Source organism: Streptomyces sp. NPDC104381, from assembly GCF_055583745.1.
Window position 1 is genome coordinate 511,962 of the sequence record NZ_JBVJNK010000006.1, and the last position, 16,843, is coordinate 528,804.

Genomic DNA, 16,843 nt, shown 5'->3' on the forward strand with positions numbered 1-16,843 from the left:
CGCCGTACGCGCGGGCGCCCGACCCGCGTCCGCCCCCTGGAAGCCGGGCGCATCGACGCCGCGTGCCCGGCCGGAATCCGGCGCGGCCCTCCCCGCCGTACGGGTCAGGAGGCGGCGGTCTGCTTCGCGACGTACGCCCGCGCCGCGCGCAGCGTCTCCGAGTGCAGCGCGTCACCGGCTTCGAGCAGCCGGGGCAGCAGCTCCCGCTCGGTGGTGGTCGCCCGGAACTCCAGGGCGGCGGTGATCCCGTGGTCGGGGACGTGCACCACCTCGACCTGGTCGCCCGAACGGATCGTGCCCGGCTCGATCACCCGGAGGTACGCGCCCGTCGCCCCTTCACGGGTGAACCGCTTCACCCAGCCACGCTCGCCCATGTGGCCCGCGAACGTACGGCACGGGATGCGGCCCGACGTCACCTCCAGGAGCAGCTCGCCGCCGACGCGCCAGCGCTCCCCGATCCGCGCGTGGCTCACCGTGATCCCGAGCGTCGTCAGATTCTCGCCGAACGCGCCGTTGGGCAGCGGGCGGCCCAGCTGCTTCTCCCAGGCGTCGAGCTCCTCGCGCGCGTAGGCGTACACCGCCTGGTCCGATCCGCCGTGGTGCCGCAGGTCGCACACCGTGTCACCGGCCAGGCCGCTGCCGCCGGTGCCCTTGGGGCCCGGGTCGGTGACCGGCACGGCACCGTCGGACGGCTGCTTGCCGATCCCGGTGAGCCCGTCGGCCCCGTCGCTGTGGGGGGAGGGGGTCGGACGGCCGAGATTCACGGTCAGCACCTTCATAACCGGACAGGGTAATCGGGAGGCCCTCAAAGCTGCTGGTGATTAATCGCCCGATGCTGCAAGCGTCCCTTATGGTTGAAGGGTGATCGAAGCCCGCCATCTCCGTGTCCTGCGCGCCGTGTCCACCACCGGTTCGTTCTCCGCCGCCGCGCGGGAGCTGGGCTGCACCCAGCCCGCCGTCAGCCAGCAGATGAAGGCCCTGGAGAGCTCGGCGGGCACCCCGCTGCTGATCCGTACGGGGCGCGAGACGCGCCTCACCCAGGCAGGCGAGGCGCTGGTGCGCCACGCCTCCGGCATCCTCGCGGGACTGACCGCCGCCGAGGAGGAGATCGCCGCGATCGCCGGACTGCGGGCGGGCAGGGTCCGGCTCGTGTCCTTCCCGAGCGGGAGCTCCACCCTGGTCCCCGGAGCCCTCGCCGCGCTGCGCGCCGCGCACCCCGGCACCCAGGTCTCGCTCGTCGAGGCGGAGCCGCCGCGCTCGGTGGAGATGCTGCGCGACGGGGACTGCGACATCGCGCTGGCGTTCCGCTACGGGACGGCCGGCGACGCGTGGGACGACCTGGTCGTACGCCCGCTGCTCAAGGACCGGCTGATCGGCCTGGTCCCCGAGGGGCACCGGCTGGCCGGGGCGGACGCGGTGGACATCGGTGAGCTGGCCGACGAGCCGTGGATCGCCGGCTGCCCGCGTTGCCGGCGGCAGCTGGTGGAGGTCTGCGAGGAGTCCGGCTTCACCCCCCGGATCGACTTCGCCACGGACGACTACCCGGCGGTGATCGGGCTGGTCGGCGCGGGTCTCGGGGTCGCCGTCCTGCCCCGGCTGGCCCTCGAATCCGTACGGCCCAAGGGGGCGTGCACCGTGACGGTGGAGCCGGCCGTGGAGCGGGAGATCGTCGCCCTCACCCTGCCCGACCTGGCACGGGTCCCGGCGGTGGCGGCGACCCTGGATCAGCTGTCCCGGGCTGCCGCGCGCTGACCACTCCCGGCCCGCCGCACCCGTGGTGCCGACTCCGGCGGCGGGCACGCCAAGCCGAGGAAACGTTTCTGCATTCGGTGTGTCGTGCCGGGGCTCAGGTGTGGCCGGCCTCCGGGGGCGGCCCGGAGTGGGCGGAGATCAGCCGGTTGCGGGCGCGCCCCATGAGCTCCTCGCGCTCGTCCTCGGTCAGGCCGCCCCATACGCCGTAGGGCTCACGCACCGCGAGGGCGTGAGCGGCGCACTCGGCGCGCACCGGGCAGCGCATGCAGACCTCCTTGGCCGAGGTCTCACGGGCACTCCGGGCTGCTCCGCGTTCTCCTTCGGGGTGGAAGAACAGCGAACTGTCGACCCCGCGGCAGGCGGCCAGCAGCTGCCAGTCCCACAGGTCCGCGTTGGGTCCGGGAAGGCGGGAGAAATCTGCCATTGCGTGTCCCCTCGAAACCTTGCTGGTTCGGAAACGGCTTCCTCGACCGTGGTTGCTCGTCGGTGACCGGAGTCCCGACGGTACATCTACGGTGTTAGTAGATGTAAATATGACTGATTGCGAATCTAGCCATAGACGCCCCTAAAAGGGAAGAAAACCCGCTAAATGGGGCAGGCTGTCGGGTGAGACATCGGTTCACGGGTGAACGACTCCGTGTCGCTCTCCTCCGTACACGGCCCCTCACTTAGAGTGCCGAACCGGATGCTTTGCCCCGTAACTCTTTCGAGTGACCGTCGTTGATGGGGGAGAGGCGGTTGACGCAGAACGAGCTCGGGCAGATGTCCGAGGGGGTCAACCGCACAGGTGACGACTTGTACCAGCCTGGAGGCTCAAGGTGACGCGCATCAGCTGCGGAGGACGGTCATGACATCCGTCCTCGTCTGCGACGACTCCCCGCTTGCCCGAGAAGCGCTCCGCCGCGCGGTTGCGACCGTGCCCGGTGTCGAGCGTGTGACGACGGCGGCCAACGGCGAGGAAGTCCTCCGCCGCTGGGGGGCCGATCGTTCGGATCTGATTCTGATGGACGTACGCATGCCCGGCCTGGGGGGTGTGGAGACGGTCCGGCGGCTGCTCTCGGCGGATCCCGGGGCCAGGATCATCATGCTGACCGTCGCCGAGGACCTGGACGGCGTCGCGCTCGCGGTCGCCGCCGGTGCCCGCGGCTATCTGCACAAGGACGCCTCGCGTGCCGAGCTGCGCGCGACCGTGACCCAGGCGCTCGCCGACCCGACGTGGCGGCTCGCCCCGCGCAGGCTGCGGTCCGCCGAGATGGGTGCGGCGCCGACCCTCACGGCGCGCGAGATCCAGGTGCTCGAAGGCATGAGCCACGGCCGTTCCAACGCGGAGATCGGGCGCGAGCTCTTCCTCTCCGAGGACACGGTGAAGACGCACGCGCGACGTCTGTTCAAGAAGCTCGGGGCCTCGGACCGTGCGCACGCCGTGGCGCTCGGATTCCGCTGGGGCCTGGTCCGCTGATGCCGCGGCGCGGCCCGTAGCCGTGCGATCCCGTCCGCACACCGGCGGACGGGGCGGCGGTGGCGGCGGACCTGCGGCCGGGCCCTCCCCACCAGCGCCATGTGACGCTTCCTGGCCGATGCCGCATCCTTGGGGTTGTGGAGTTCCTCCGGGAACATTCGGTCGAGCGGAAGGGGAGGGCGCAGGACATGACACCCGGCGCACCCGCTCAGAACGCTGGAGCACCCGCACAGAACGCCGGAGCGCTCGCTCGCGACGCCGGTGGCGCCGCTGCCGACGGGCCCGTCGGCCGGGCCGGCAGGCCGGGCGGCCGTGCCGACGCGTCCGCCGCACCCGCTGATAACGCTTCGGTGCACAACTCCGGACGCGATGCATCGGATCGGACGGCGCCGAGGCACCATGGTCCGATGCGCGAGGACGGGACGACGGTGATCGGTGCTCTGGTGCACCGTGCCGTCGACGGTGACGCGCAGGCCACCCATGACCTGCTGGCCCATGTCCACCCCCTCGCCCTGCGCTACTGCAGGACCCGGCTGAACCGGCTTCCCGGTGATGCCCGTCACTTCGTGGAAGACCTCGCACAGGAGGTCTGCGTGGCGGTGCTGATGGCGCTGCCGCGGTACAAGGACACCGGCAGGCCCTTCGAGGCCTTCGTCGTCGCCATCGCGGGCCACAAGGTCGCCGACCTCCAGCGGGCCGCGATGCGGCACCCCGGATCGACGGCCGTGCCCTCCGACGAGATGCCGGAGCGGCCCGACGACTCGCTCGGCCCCGAGGAACGGGCCCTGCTCAGCAGCGACGCGGCCTGGGCCAAGAAGCTCCTCGCCAACCTGCCGGAGAACCAGCGTGAGCTGCTGGTCCTCCGGGTCGCGGTCGGGCTGACCGCCGAGGAGACCGGGCAGATGCTCGGAATGTCCCCGGGTGCCGTCCGCGTCGCCCAGCACCGCGCACTGAGCAGACTGCGGGCCCTCGCGGGCCAGTAGGAACGGTCCGGGCGGGCTCCCGCGGTGTGGAGGAAGCCACAGAACCGCCAGGTGATCTTGCTCGTGGAATGAGACACCCCGTTGGGCCGTTAGCATGGACATCCGCACCGATCAAGGCCATTTGGGGAAGGTGTCATGACTGCAAACGTCGACGGAGTGCCCGAGAAATTCGCGACGCTCGGGCTGACATACGACGACGTGCTGCTGCTGCCGGGCGCATCTGACGTGCTGCCCAACGCGGTCGACACCTCGTCGCTCATCTCGCGGAACGTACGCGTGAACATCCCGCTGCTCTCCGCCGCCATGGACAAGGTGACCGAGGCCCGGATGGCCATCGCCATGGCCCGGCAGGGAGGCGTCGGCGTACTGCACCGCAACCTCTCGATCGAGGACCAGGTCAACCAGGTCGACCTGGTGAAGCGGTCCGAGTCCGGCATGGTCACCGACCCGATCACCGTGCACCCCGACGCCACGCTCGGCGAGGCGGACGCGCTGTGCGCCAAGTTCCGCATCAGCGGGGTGCCGGTCACCGACGCCGCGGGCAAGCTCCTCGGGATCGTGACCAACCGCGACATGGCCTTCGAGTCCGACCGGACGCGCCAGGTGCGCGAGGTCATGACGCCGATGCCGCTGGTCACGGGCAAGGTCGGCATCTCCGGCGTGGAGGCCATGGAGCTGCTGCGCCGCCACAAGATCGAGAAGCTCCCGCTGGTCGACGAGGCCGGCATCCTCAAGGGCCTCATCACGGTCAAGGACTTCAAGAAGGCCGAGCAGTACCCGAACGCCGCCAAGGACGCCGAAGGCCGTCTGCTGGTGGGCGCGGCCGTCGGGGCCAGCCCCGAGGCGCTGGACCGCGCCCAGGCGCTTGCTTCCGCCGGGGTCGACTTCCTGATCGTCGACACCTCGCACGGCCACAACAGCAACGCCCTCGACTGGATGGCGAAGATCAAGTCGGCCGTGGACGTGGACGTCATCGGCGGCAACGTCGCGACCCGCGACGGCGCCCAGGCCCTGATCGACGCCGGCGTGGACGGCGTCAAGGTGGGTGTCGGACCCGGTTCGATCTGTACGACCCGTGTGGTCGCCGGTATCGGCGTCCCGCAGGTCACCGCGATCTACGAGGCCGCGCTGGCCGCCCGTGCCGCGGGCGTCCCGGTCATCGGCGACGGCGGCCTGCAGTACTCCGGCGACATCGGCAAGGCCCTGGTGGCCGGCGCGGACACCGTGATGCTCGGCTCGCTGCTCGCGGGCTGCGAGGAGTCCCCGGGCGAGCTGATGTTCATCAACGGCAAGCAGTTCAAGTCGTACCGGGGCATGGGCTCGCTGGGCGCCATGCAGTCCCGTGGACAGGGCCGCTCGTACTCGAAGGACCGCTACTTCCAGGCCGAGGTCTCCTCCGACGACAAGCTCGTCCCCGAGGGCATCGAGGGCCAGGTGCCCTATCGCGGCCCGCTGGCCAACGTGCTGCACCAGCTCGTCGGCGGCCTCCGCCAGACGATGGGATACGTGGGCGCGGCCTCGGTCGACGAGATGGAGAGCAAGGGCCGCTTCGTCCGGATCACCTCGGCGGGTCTCAAGGAGAGCCACCCGCACGACATCCAGATGACGGTGGAAGCACCGAACTACAGCAGGAAGTAAGACATCAGCACGCGTGAGGGGCGGACCGGCTTCCCGGGACCGCCCCTCACGCGTGCGTCGGGGATACTGGTCAGCGCAGACGTAGAGGGAAAGGCCACACCATCGTGACTGAGATCGAGATCGGGCGCGGCAAGCGCGGTCGCCGGGCATACGCGTTCGACGACATCGCTGTCGTGCCGAGCCGCCGCACCCGCGACCCGAAGGAGGTCTCGATCGCCTGGCAGATCGACGCCTACCGCTTCGAGCTGCCCTTCCTGGCCGCGCCCATGGACTCGGTGGTCTCCCCGCAGACCGCCATCCGCATCGGCGAGCTGGGCGGCCTCGGCGTCCTCAACCTCGAAGGGCTGTGGACCCGGCACGAGGACCCGCAGGCCCTGCTCGACGAGATCGCCGAGATGCCCGTCGAGACCGCCACCCCGCGGCTCCAGGAGATCTACTCCGCCCCCATCCAGGAGGAGCTGATCGGGCGGCGCATCAAGGAGGTGCGCGACTCCGGTGTCGTCACCGCCGCCGCGCTCTCGCCGCAGCGCACCGCGCAGTTCTCCAAGGCCGTCGTCGACGCGGGTGTGGACATCTTCGTCATCCGCGGTACGACGGTCTCCGCCGAGCACGTCTCCGGCGCGGCCGAGCCGCTCAACCTGAAGCAGTTCATCTACGAGCTGGACGTCCCGGTCATCGTCGGCGGCTGCGCCACGTACACCGCCGCCCTGCACCTGATGCGCACCGGCGCGGCAGGTGTCCTCGTCGGCTTCGGCGGCGGCGCGGCGCACACCACGCGCAACGTCTTCGGCATCCAGGTCCCGATGGCGACCGCGGTCGCCGATGTGGCCGGGGCCCGCCGTGACTACATGGACGAGTCCGGAGGCCGGTACGTCCACGTCATCGCGGACGGTGGCGTCGGCTGGTCCGGCGACCTGCCCAAGGCCATCGCCTGCGGCGCCGACGCCGTGATGATGGGCTCCCCGCTGGCCCGCGCCACGGACGCGCCGGGCCGCGGCCGGCACTGGGGCATGGAGGCCGTCCACGAGGACGTGCCGCGCGGCAAGCTGGTCGACCTCGGCTCCGTCGGCACGACGGAGGAGGTCCTCACCGGCCCCTCGCACAACCCCGACGGCTCGATGAACATCTTCGGCGCCCTGCGCCGCGCGATGGCCACCACGGGCTACAGCGACCTCAAGGAGTTCCAGCGGGTCGAGGTGACGGTGGCGGACTCGCAGCACCGCCGCTGACGTCACCCGCACACACGGGAGGGCCCGGACCGCATCGGCGGTCCGGGCCCTCCCGTATACGTACGGTCAGCCGGCGCGCTTGGCGCCACCGAAGGCGGCGATCGGGCCCAGGGCGAGGAAGAGGTACGTCATGAAGTCGGCCTCGTGCTTCCAGACGTTCAGCAGGTCACCGAAGTGGTCGAAGAAGACCTCGGAGAAGCCGACGCCGAGGCCGTCCGCCAGGATCATCGACATGCCGATGAGCTGGCCCAGGAAGACCGCGCCCAGGGAGAACACGGCACTGACGACGCCGACGAGCGGGTTGGCGCCGCCGACCTTGCTCGCCGCGAAGCCCACCAGGAAGCCCACACCGACGGCCGCGTAGCCGACCTCGCGCTCGATCGAGCCGGCTATCACGCCGTAGAGGATCGCGGCGACGATCGCGGTGCCGAGAGCGGTCAGCACGCCGAGGCCGATGTTGTTGCGGGCCGGTGCCGCCGGGGCGAACGGCGCGCCGCCGCCGAACTGGCCCGGCTGCTGGCCGGCGAACGGGTTGCCCGTCGGCGCTCCCGCCTGCTGGCCCGGGTACGGGTTGCCGGGCTGCTGCCCCGCGTACGGGTTCCCGTCGGTCGGCTGGCCGCCGTAGGGCTGCTGGGGCGGGTTCGGCGGCTGAACGGGCTGGCTCATGGTGGATCTTCCCCCTGGGACGTAAACGCACTGCTGTGCGACGAGTGACGCCGCAGGCTAGCAGGCCGGACCGACAGGGGGCACCGGGAATCCCTTGCGGGACCTGGGTCCTAGAGTCGGTGGGCGGCACCCGCCGGGGTGGCTCCCCGGGTGTCCAGGAGGAGTTGGGCCTTCACGGCGAGGCCCTGGAGGTCGTACGTGCGGTGGTGCTGGAGCAGCACCGTCAGATCGGCTCCGGCGGCCGCCTCGTAGAGCGAGTCGGCTCGGGGGACGGGCAGATCGCGCACCCGCCAGTCCAGGACGTGCGGGTCGTGGTAGCCGATCTGGGCGCCCATGTCCATGAGCCGGGTCGCGATCTCGCGGGCGGGTGAGGCCTCCTGGTCGGCCAGGTCCGGCTTGTACGTGATGCCGAGCAGCAGGACCCGGGCTCCCCGGACGGACTTGCCGTGCTCGTTCAGCAGGGTCGCGCAGCGCTGGATCACATAGCTCGGCATCCGGTCGTTGATCTCCTTGGCCAGCGAGACCATGCGCAACGGGTGGCCGGGCGTACGGCTGTTGTACGGGAAGCAGCCGGGGTCCACCGGGACGCCGTGGCCTCCGACACCGGGGCCGGGGCGGAACGGCTCGAAGCCGAACGGCTTGGTCTCGGCGCATCTGATGACGTCCCAGAGGTCGACGCCGAGATCGTGGCAGAGCACCGCCATCTCGTTGACCAGGGCGATGTTGACGTGCCGGAAGTTGGTTTCGAGGACCTTCGTCATCTCCGCCTCGCGCGGGCCGCGGGCCCGGACGACCTTGTCGGTGAGCCGCCCGTAGAAGGCGGCGGCGGACTCGGTGCAGGCGGGGGTGAGGCCGCCGATGACCTTCGGGGTGTTGCCGTACACATGGGTGCGGTTGCCGGGGTCGAGGCGGCCGGGGGAGTGGGCCAGGTGGAAGTCCCGGCCGGCGCGGAGCCCCGAGCCCTCCTCCAGCAGGGCGCGGACGAGGTTCTCCGTGGTGCCCGGCGGTACGGCCGACTCCACCAGGACGGTGGTGTGCGGGCGGAGCCGGGCGGCCAGGGCCCGGGCCGCGTCGGTGACGGCGCGCAGGTCGAGCGTGCGGTCGGGCCCGAGGGGCGTGGGGGCGCAGATCGCGGCGGTGCGCACCCGGCCCAGCTCGGCCGGGTCGGCGGTGGGCCGGAAGCCGCCCGAGAGCATCCGGCGGATGTCGGAGGCGCTGAGGGATCCCTCGACCGGAGTACGGGCCGCCGAGAGTTCGGCGAAGGGGCGCGGGTCGGTGTCGAAGCCGACGGTGTGGATACCCGCACCGACGGCTGCTTGGGCGAGAGGCAGGCCGAGGTGACCTAGTCCGATGACGGCGAGGTCTGCGGGCATGCGGGCCGTCCTTTCCCTAAGACCAAGAGACGGAAAGTGCAACTGCTGGGGACAGCGCTATGTCAGACTAGGCGTAAATATGACCTATATGTCGCATTCTGTGGCTCGTGTGGGGCGGGTGTTGTCCACAGGCGGTGGCTGAAGTCGTGGAGCGCGGACAGAATCGAGGGGTGGGCACGGGGCGCCCGGCCCTCCGGCCGGTCTCCGCCCCCGTGCCGTACCCGATGCACCGGGATCACCGGGAGGCAGCAGTGAGGACAGCGACACTGGGACCCGCGGAGCGCGCCGAGGCGCTGACCGCGATGGCCGAGCGCGAACTGGACGTGCTGGTCGTGGGCGCGGGCGTGGTCGGCGCCGGCACCGCGCTGGACGCCGTCACCAGAGGGCTCTCGACCGGGCTGGTCGAGGCACGGGACTGGGCGTGCGGCACGTCGAGCAGGTCGAGCAAGCTGATCCATGGCGGGCTGCGCTATCTGGAGATGCTGGACTTCGCGCTCGTACGGGAGGCGCTGAAGGAGCGCGGGCTGCTGCTGGAGCGGCTCGCGCCCCATCTGGTGAAGCCCGTCCCCTTCCTCTACCCCTTGCAGCACAAGGGCTGGGAGCGGCTCTACGCGGGCTCGGGCGTCGCGCTGTACGACGCGATGTCGGTCTCCTCCGGGCACGGGCGCGGGCTGCCCGTCCACCGGCACCTCTCCAGGCGCCACGCCCTGCGGGTCGCCCCCGCCCTGAAGAAGGACGCCCTGGTCGGCGCCCTGCAGTACTACGACGCCCAGATGGACGACGCGCGCTATGTGGCGACCCTGGTGCGCACGGCCGCGGGATACGGCGCGCACGTGGCCAACCGGGCGCGGGTGACCGGCTTCCTCCGCGAGGGCGAGCGGGTCGTCGGCGCGAGCGTCCTGGACGCCGAGGGCGGCACGGAGTACGAGATCAGGGCCAAGCAGGTCGTCAACGCCACCGGGGTGTGGACGGACGACACCCAGGCGCTGATCGGCGAGCGCGGCCAGTTCCACGTCCGGGCCTCGAAGGGCATCCACCTCGTGGTGCCCAAGGACCGCATCCACTCCTCGACCGGGCTCATCCTGCGGACCGAGAAGTCGGTGCTCTTCGTGATCCCGTGGGGCCGCCACTGGATCATCGGCACCACCGACACCGACTGGGACCTGGACAAGGCCCACCCGGCCGCCTCCAGCGCCGACATCGACTATCTGCTCGAACACGTGAACTCCGTGCTGAACACCCCGCTGGGCAGGGACGACGTCGAGGGCGTCTACGCCGGGCTCCGCCCCCTGCTGGCCGGCGAGTCCGACGCCACCAGCAAGCTCTCCCGCGAGCACACGGTGGCGCACCCCGCCCCCGGGCTCGTCGTCGTCGCCGGCGGCAAGTACACGACGTACCGGGTGATGGCGAAGGACGCCGTCGACGAGGCCGTGCACGGGCTGGACCAGCGGGTCGCCGACTGCGTCACCGAGGACATCCCGCTGCTGGGCGCCGAGGGGTACCGCGCCCTGTGGAACGCCCGGGCCAGGATGGCGGCCCGCACGGGGCTGCACGTCGTCCGGGTGGAGCACCTGCTCAATCGCTACGGCTCGATGACCGAGGAGCTCCTGGAGCTCATCAAGGCCGACCCGTCGCTGGGCGAGCCCCTGGCCGGCGCCGAGGACTACCTCCGCGCCGAGATCGTCTACGCCGCCTCGCACGAGGGCGCCCGGCATCTCGACGACGTCCTGACCCGGCGCACCCGGATCTCCATCGAGACCTTCGACCGGGGCACCCGATGCGCCCGGGAGTGCGCGGATCTGATGGCGCCCGTGCTCGGCTGGGACACGAGCCAGGTCGAGCGGGAGGTGGAGCACTACCGCAAGCGTGTCGAGGCCGAGCGTGAGTCCCAGCGGCAGCCCGACGACCTGACGGCGGACGCGGCACGGCTGGGGGCGCCGGACATCCTGCCTCTCTGACGGCCCGTGCGCGGGGCCCTTCTGAGGGCCCTTCAGGGGCAGGTCCTGGCGGTCGGCGGACCCGGCGGCCCCCGCGGGCACCGGGTCCGCGGTGCGCCGGAACGGCGGCCGCCGGGGCGCCGCCCTCGACGGTGGGCCGGGGGAGGGAGGACCATGCGGTCGTGAGGTGTGGTTCGCTTGGCGGGCTCGCGGTTCGCGGGGCGAGCGCAGTCAGCGACGGCGGGGCGCCGGGCAGCGCCCTGATCACCGGCACGGCAGGGGGGTTCCCCGGTCCGGCCACATCGTGGACGACCCCGGACCCGGCACCAGGACCGGTCCCGGGGTGAGGGACAATGAACGCTCTGCCAGGGCGGGTTGATCGCAGAGGGGACGCATGTCGGAGGCGGAGCAGGCGCGGGAGCCCCAACGGGACAAGGACGGACGTCTCCTCGCGGGGCGGTACCGGCTCGGGGAGGTGCTCGGCCGGGGCGGCATGGGCACGGTCTGGCGTGCTGCCGACGAGACGTTGGGGCGTACGGTCGCGGTCAAGGAACTGCGTTTCCCGTCGTCCATCGACGAGGACGAGAAGCGGCGTCTCATCACGCGAACCCTGCGTGAGGCGAAGGCGATCGCGAGGATCCGCAACACCAGCGCGGTGACGGTCTACGACGTGGTCGACGAGGACGACCGGCCGTGGATCGTCATGGAGCTGATCGAGGGCAAGTCCCTCGCCGAGGTGATCCGTGAGGACGGGACGCTGACGCCGAGGCGCGCGGCGGAGGTCGGCCTCGCCATCCTCGACGTGCTGCGTTCGGCGCACCGCGAGGGCATCCTGCACCGTGACGTGAAGCCGTCCAACGTGCTGATCTCGGAGGACGGCCGGGTCGTCCTGACCGACTTCGGGATCGCCCAGGTCGAGGGCGACCCCTCCGTCACCTCGACCGGCATGCTCGTCGGCGCCCCTTCCTACATCTCGCCCGAGCGGGCCCGCGGCCACAAGCCGGGGCCGCCCGCCGACCTGTGGTCGCTGGGCGGGCTGCTGTACGCGAGCGTCGAGGGCCGCCCGCCGTACGACAAGGGCTCGGCGATCGCCACGCTGACGGCCGTGATGACGGAACCGGTCGAACCGCCGGTGCACGCGGGCATGCTGGAGGAGGTCATCTACGGCCTGCTGGCCAGGGACCCCGACGAGCGGCTCGACGACGCCGGGGCGCGGGTCCTGCTCAATGCGGTGATCAACGCTCCCGACCAGCCCGCCGTGCCTCCGGCCGACTCCACCCAGGTCATGGCGCTGCCCACGGTCGGCGACGCCGGGAGCGACAAGGGCGGCAGGAACGGTGGCAAGAAGGCCGCGGCCGCCGCCGGTGCCCTCTCCGCCTCCGTCGGCGAGGGCGGTGCCTCCGGTGCGGGGGCCGCCGCGGCCTCCGGCAGCCCGGCCAACGCGGGCCGGGCCTCCGGTTCCGCGTCCTCCTCCGCGACCACTCCGGTCGGCGCGTCCGGGCTCGCCGAGGGCACGAAGGACCGGTTGCGCGGCGCCCTGCGTTCCGTGCGCAACGCGAAGTCCCCGTCGGCGGCTGCCGCGGCCCCGGCCGCCACGGCGTCGGGCGCGGGGCCCGCGCGCCCCGCCGTGCCCCGTGCGTCGATCACCGATGTCGTGCCGCGCCGCACGCTGGCGGTTATCGCCGGTGTCGTCGTGCTCGCCGTCCTCGGTACGGTCCTGGCGCTCACCCTCGGGGACGACGACACCGGCAACGAGAGCGGCGGGTCCAAGGGCGACTCCGTGTCGGCCGGTACGACGGCCGGCGGCGACGCCGAGCAGGCCACCGGCGGCGGTGCGGGCAAGGACGACGACAGCGCGAAGGACGGCGGCAAGGAAGGCCAGGGAGAGGGAGAGCCGAGCGGCGAGGCGTCGCCCTCGGCGGAGACCGGCGAACCGACTCCGGACCCGGACGCGCTTCCCGCCGGATTCAAGACGGTCACCAACAAGCAGTTCCACTTCTCCATGGCGATGCCCGGGACCTTCAAGTTCGACAAGATAGCGGGACAGAACTCCGGCGCGATCTACAACGCCGGCGGAGGCTTCCCCCGCGTCCAGATCGACTACAACTCCTCCCCGAAGGACGATGCGGCGGCCGCCTGGGCGGGGGCCGTCGCGGCGACCAGGAGCCTCAGCGACGGCTACAAGCACATCGGGATAAAGAAGGTCGAGTTCAACGGCTACCCGACCGTCGCGGACTGGGAGTTCACCCGCAACCAGCAGGGCATGCGGGTCCGGGTCCTCAACCGGGGCTTCAAGGCCGACGCCAGCCACGGCTACTCGATCATGATCAGCTGCAAGGCGGACGCGTGGGACGAGGACGAGTGCCGGACGCTGCGTGAAACGGCGTTCGCCACCTTCGAGCCGACCGACTGACCTGCCCCGGCGTCCGGGCCGCCCGTCCGGGCGGCCCGCGGGGAGGCCGACCGGGCGGCCGGGTTGCCGGACACGGCCGCGCGGCCGGGACTTGCCACGTATTGTGAGAGGCCGAGGACCGTACGCAGCCGGAATGGTGGGTCAATTGCACAGCAAGTGACCGCAATTGACGGAATGATGCGGTCTCGGTGACCGGGGGACAGCGCGCTCTGGGGAGGCGTCGTGGACGACTACGCGGGTCGGGTGCTTGCCGACCGCTACCGCCTTCCGCTGCCCCCGTCCGACGCCTTCGAGCTGGTCGAGACGCGGGCCTTCGACACGTACAGCGGGCAGGAAGTCCTGGTACGGCAGGTGCCGTTGCCGGAGGTCGTGGACGCGGAGGTGCTCGACGCCGACGGTCTGCCCTCGGCCAGGCGCGCCACCGGACGTACGGTGCGGCGGCCCACGGACCCGGCGGTCCGGCGGGCGATCGAGGCCGCGCAGGCGGCGGCCCAGGTGCCCGACCATCCGCGCCTGGACCAGGTCTTCGACGTGTTCGCGGAGGCGGGATCGCTCTGGATAGTGAGCGAGCTGGTCGCCGCCAGGCCGCTTGCCGCGCTCCTCGCGGAGCGGCCCCTCAACCCGTACCGGGCCGCCGAGATCGGCTCCGACGTCCTCACGGCCCTGCGGGTGCTGCACGCGCACGGCTGGACGCACCGCAACATCACGGTCCGCACGGTGCTGGTCTGCGACGACGGCCGCGTCGTGCTGACGGGGCTCGCCGCGGGCGCGGCCGAGGAGGCGCTCTGCGGCTACGTGCCGGCGCCGCACCCGGATCCGGACGAGGAGAACGTCTACGGGCCCCCGGCGGTGGAATCGGGGCCCACCGGCCCGTACGAGCCCCCGGCCGAGGACGAGGACCCGTACGCCGTTCAGGGCCCGGAGCGGGACGCGTACGCCCTCCCGGCCGGCGAGGAGAGCCCCGGCGAGCAGGACCCGTACGCGGGGGAGGACCCGTACGCCGAAGAGGGGCCGGCCGGGCAGGGCCCTTACGCCGGGCAGGACCCGTACGCCGAAGAGAGGCCGGCCGGGCAGGATCCGTACGCCGAGCAGGACCCGTACGCCGAAGAGGGGCCGGCCGGGCAGGGCCCGTACGCCGGGCAGGGCCCATATGCCGTGCCGCCCGCCGGGTACGACCCGTACGGGGCTCCGGTCGGCGGGGCCGGGACCTACGGGGCTCCGGCCGGCGTGTCCGGACCGTACGGCCCTCCGGCGCCGTCCCGGCCGGACACCGACGCCGACGCCGATGCCCACGCCGCCCTGCCCGGCCCCGAGGAGCCGGCCGCCCCGGAGGCCCTGCCCGGCCCCCGCGCGTCCAGCGACGGGGTGCCGGCCCCCGGCCCCCGTGCCGAGATCGAGGTCGCGCCGCCCGCCTCCCTGCCCGTGGTGCCGCCCGGTGCGGGAAGCGCCGCGCAGCTGCGTGCCGCCAGGGCCGGAGCCATCGCCGCCTACCGTGCGGGGGCCCGCGCCGCGGCCCGGGCCGGCGAGGAGCGGAAGCGCGCCGAGCACGACCGTGACGACACCCCCGGCGCGGAGCGGCGCGAGGACCCCGCCGCGCCCCCCGCCGCCCCTGACGCCCCCGGACGGCCGGAGCTGCCCGGTGGCTGGAGCAGGGCGGCCGACGACACGTATCCGCCGTACACCTACGCGTACGACGACGACGATGACGACGACGGCGAGGACGACGACGAGGGCCCCGGCCCCACGCCTCCCGGCCGGCGTGTCCACCTCGCCGGCACCTGGGACGACGGCCCGGCCGCCGGCCGCCCCGTGCCCGCCGGCGGCTCCGGAGGGACGGGCGGCTCCGGCGAGGACGCGCTGCGCGCCGACTCCCGGCGCCTCGGCGGCGGACCCGTGGAACGCCGGGACCGGCTGCCGCAGCCGGTGGCGGCCCGTACCCCCGCCGGAGGGTGGGACGAGGTCGTCGCGGGGCGGGGAGACACCCCCGCCTACCGTGGCCCGGCCACGCCGCTCGCCGCCGAACGCGCCCGGCAGGCCCGTATCGCCGTGGTCGGCGCCGTCACCGAGCGATGGGCCCCCGAGCAGGCCGGTCCGGTCCACGACAACTGGCAGCTCGCCCCGCCCATCGGCCCCTCCACCGACCTGTGGGCGCTCGGCGCGCTGCTCTACCGCGCCGTGCAGGGCCACGCGCCGTACCCGGAGGAGAACGCCGCCGAGCTCGTCCAGATGGTCTGCGGCGAGCCTCCCGCCTTCGCGGAGGAGTGCGGCCCGCTGCGCCCCGTCGTCGAGTCGCTGCTGCGCCAGGACCCCACGGAGCGCCCCGACTTCGAGGAGCTGCGCGGCTGGCTGCGTTCCCTCGTGCGCTCGGCCCCGGAGCCCGAGGCCGGCGCCGACGTCGTCACCCTGCCGCCCGCCGACGCCGCCCGCCTCCCCGTCGTACGCCGCCGGGGCGAGCTGGTGCGCCGCCGTCGGGGCCGCGGTGGCGCCGGCCGGCACCGCCAGGGCAAGCCGCAGCGCCGCGAGCAGCAGACGTACGAGCGGCCGCAGGCGTACGAGAAGCCGCCGCGCGCGCCCCGCGAACCCAAGGGGCCCAAGGTCCTGCGTGAGCCGCAGCCCGGTGGCCGCGCGCCGCGCCGGCTGGGACGGCTGCTGCTGGTCCTGATCCTGCTCCTGATGGCCGCCGCCATCGCGTACGCCATGCTGTTCATGCCCGAGTCGGGTACGGGGACGGGAGCGGCGCCCTCGGACTCCGCGGCGGCCACCCCCGGCCCCGGCAACAGCGCGTCCGGCGAGCCGTCGGCATCGGCTTCGTCCGGCTCCTCGGACTCCTCGGACTCCTCGGAATCCTCGGGCTCGTCCGGCTCGTCCGGTTCGGAGAAGCCGCAGACCAGCCGCTCCGCCGCGGCCCTCGCGTCGGGGTACAAGCTGCGCAAGGACGCCGAGGGCTTCGAGATCGGCGTACCGGAGAACTGGCAGCGCAGCCCCGCCGGCTCCGACCGTCAGGTCCGTTACGGCAGCGACGGGTTCACCGTGCTCGTCGTGCCCGGCAGGGACACCGTCAAGGCCAACGGGAGCGACCCGCTGGACTACCAGCGCACGGCGGAGCCGGAGCTGAAGCCGTTCCGGGACTCCAGCTGGGCCACCTCGACCGGACTGCGCCGCGTCGACGTCGGCCGACAGGCCATGGCCGAGGGGCAGTTCACCTGGCAGGAGAGCAACGGCCGCCAGGTGTACGTCCGTAACCTGGTGATGATCGTGGACGGCAGGTACCACATCGTCCAGGTCATCGGCCCGGAGAACGAGCGCGACAGGATCTCCGAGATCTACGAGCAGGCCATCTCCTCCTACCGCGTGAACTCCTGACGGCGCAACAGCGGGAGGCGACAAGCATCA

At 72.6% G+C, this 16,843-nt stretch carries 12 protein-coding genes; 8 read left to right on the forward strand and 4 right to left on the reverse strand.

Translation table 11 applies throughout. The annotated features are described in order from the left end of the window. Window positions 1-104: 104 nt before the first annotated feature. Entirely contained in the window at window positions 105-779 is a 675-nt protein-coding gene (locus ACZ607_RS23570) for an MOSC domain-containing protein (RefSeq protein ID WP_469737471.1), read from the reverse strand. Between the two features lie 82 nt (window positions 780-861). On the opposite strand from ACZ607_RS23570, the gene ACZ607_RS23575 reads away from it, so the two are divergent. Then, entirely contained in the window at window positions 862-1,752 is an 891-nt protein-coding gene (locus ACZ607_RS23575) for a LysR family transcriptional regulator (protein ID WP_469737473.1), read from the forward strand. Between the two features lie 94 nt (window positions 1,753-1,846). Here the strand turns inward: ACZ607_RS23575 and ACZ607_RS23580 are convergent, their stop codons facing one another. Beyond that, on the reverse strand, window positions 1,847-2,176 hold the full coding sequence (locus tag ACZ607_RS23580) for a WhiB family transcriptional regulator (RefSeq protein WP_469737475.1): 330 nt from the start codon (window positions 2,174-2,176) through the stop codon (window positions 1,847-1,849). Window positions 2,177-2,599: 423 nt separating this feature from the next. Between ACZ607_RS23580 and ACZ607_RS23585 the strand changes: the two genes are divergently transcribed. The 4 genes from ACZ607_RS23585 to ACZ607_RS23600 all read left to right on the forward strand — a co-directional run bounded on the left by ACZ607_RS23585 (window position 2,600) and on the right by ACZ607_RS23600 (window position 7,061). Then, window positions 2,600-3,211 (forward strand): response regulator transcription factor, encoded by a 612-nt coding sequence (locus tag ACZ607_RS23585; RefSeq protein WP_003948568.1) that lies wholly within the window; start codon window positions 2,600-2,602, stop codon window positions 3,209-3,211. A 407-nt stretch (window positions 3,212-3,618) separates the two neighbouring features. Next, window positions 3,619-4,194, forward strand: a complete 576-nt coding sequence (locus tag ACZ607_RS23590; RefSeq protein WP_469737477.1) for a sigma-70 family RNA polymerase sigma factor — start codon at window positions 3,619-3,621, stop codon at window positions 4,192-4,194. A 135-nt stretch (window positions 4,195-4,329) separates the two neighbouring features. Next, a complete protein-coding gene (gene guaB / locus ACZ607_RS23595) occupies window positions 4,330-5,832 on the forward strand; it encodes an IMP dehydrogenase (protein ID WP_469737479.1) in 1,503 nt (500 codons plus the stop codon). Between the two features lie 104 nt (window positions 5,833-5,936). Then, entirely contained in the window at window positions 5,937-7,061 is a 1,125-nt protein-coding gene (locus tag ACZ607_RS23600) for a GuaB3 family IMP dehydrogenase-related protein (protein WP_329040080.1), read from the forward strand. 66 nt (window positions 7,062-7,127) lie between these two features. On the opposite strand, the gene ACZ607_RS23605 is transcribed toward ACZ607_RS23600, so the two are convergent. Together ACZ607_RS23605 and ACZ607_RS23610 are read right to left on the reverse strand one after the other, a co-directional pair. After that, a complete protein-coding gene (locus ACZ607_RS23605; RefSeq protein ID WP_469737482.1) occupies window positions 7,128-7,727 on the reverse strand; it encodes a hypothetical protein in 600 nt (199 codons plus the stop codon). 110 nt (window positions 7,728-7,837) lie between these two features. Beyond that, a complete protein-coding gene (locus tag ACZ607_RS23610; protein WP_469737484.1) occupies window positions 7,838-9,100 on the reverse strand; it encodes a nucleotide sugar dehydrogenase in 1,263 nt (420 codons plus the stop codon). Between the two features lie 251 nt (window positions 9,101-9,351). On the opposite strand from ACZ607_RS23610, the gene ACZ607_RS23615 reads away from it, so the two are divergent. The 3 genes from ACZ607_RS23615 (at window position 9,352) to ACZ607_RS23625 (ending at window position 16,813) form a co-directional block, all read left to right on the forward strand. Then, on the forward strand, window positions 9,352-11,058 hold the full coding sequence (locus tag ACZ607_RS23615; RefSeq protein ID WP_469737486.1) for a glycerol-3-phosphate dehydrogenase/oxidase: 1,707 nt from the start codon (window positions 9,352-9,354) through the stop codon (window positions 11,056-11,058). Between the two features lie 373 nt (window positions 11,059-11,431). Then, entirely contained in the window at window positions 11,432-13,450 is a 2,019-nt protein-coding gene (locus ACZ607_RS23620; RefSeq protein WP_469737488.1) for a serine/threonine-protein kinase, read from the forward strand. Between the two features lie 222 nt (window positions 13,451-13,672). Beyond that, window positions 13,673-16,813, forward strand: coding sequence for a protein kinase (locus ACZ607_RS23625; RefSeq protein ID WP_469737490.1), 3,141 nt, complete (start codon window positions 13,673-13,675; stop codon window positions 16,811-16,813). Window positions 16,814-16,843: the final 30 nt, after the last annotated feature.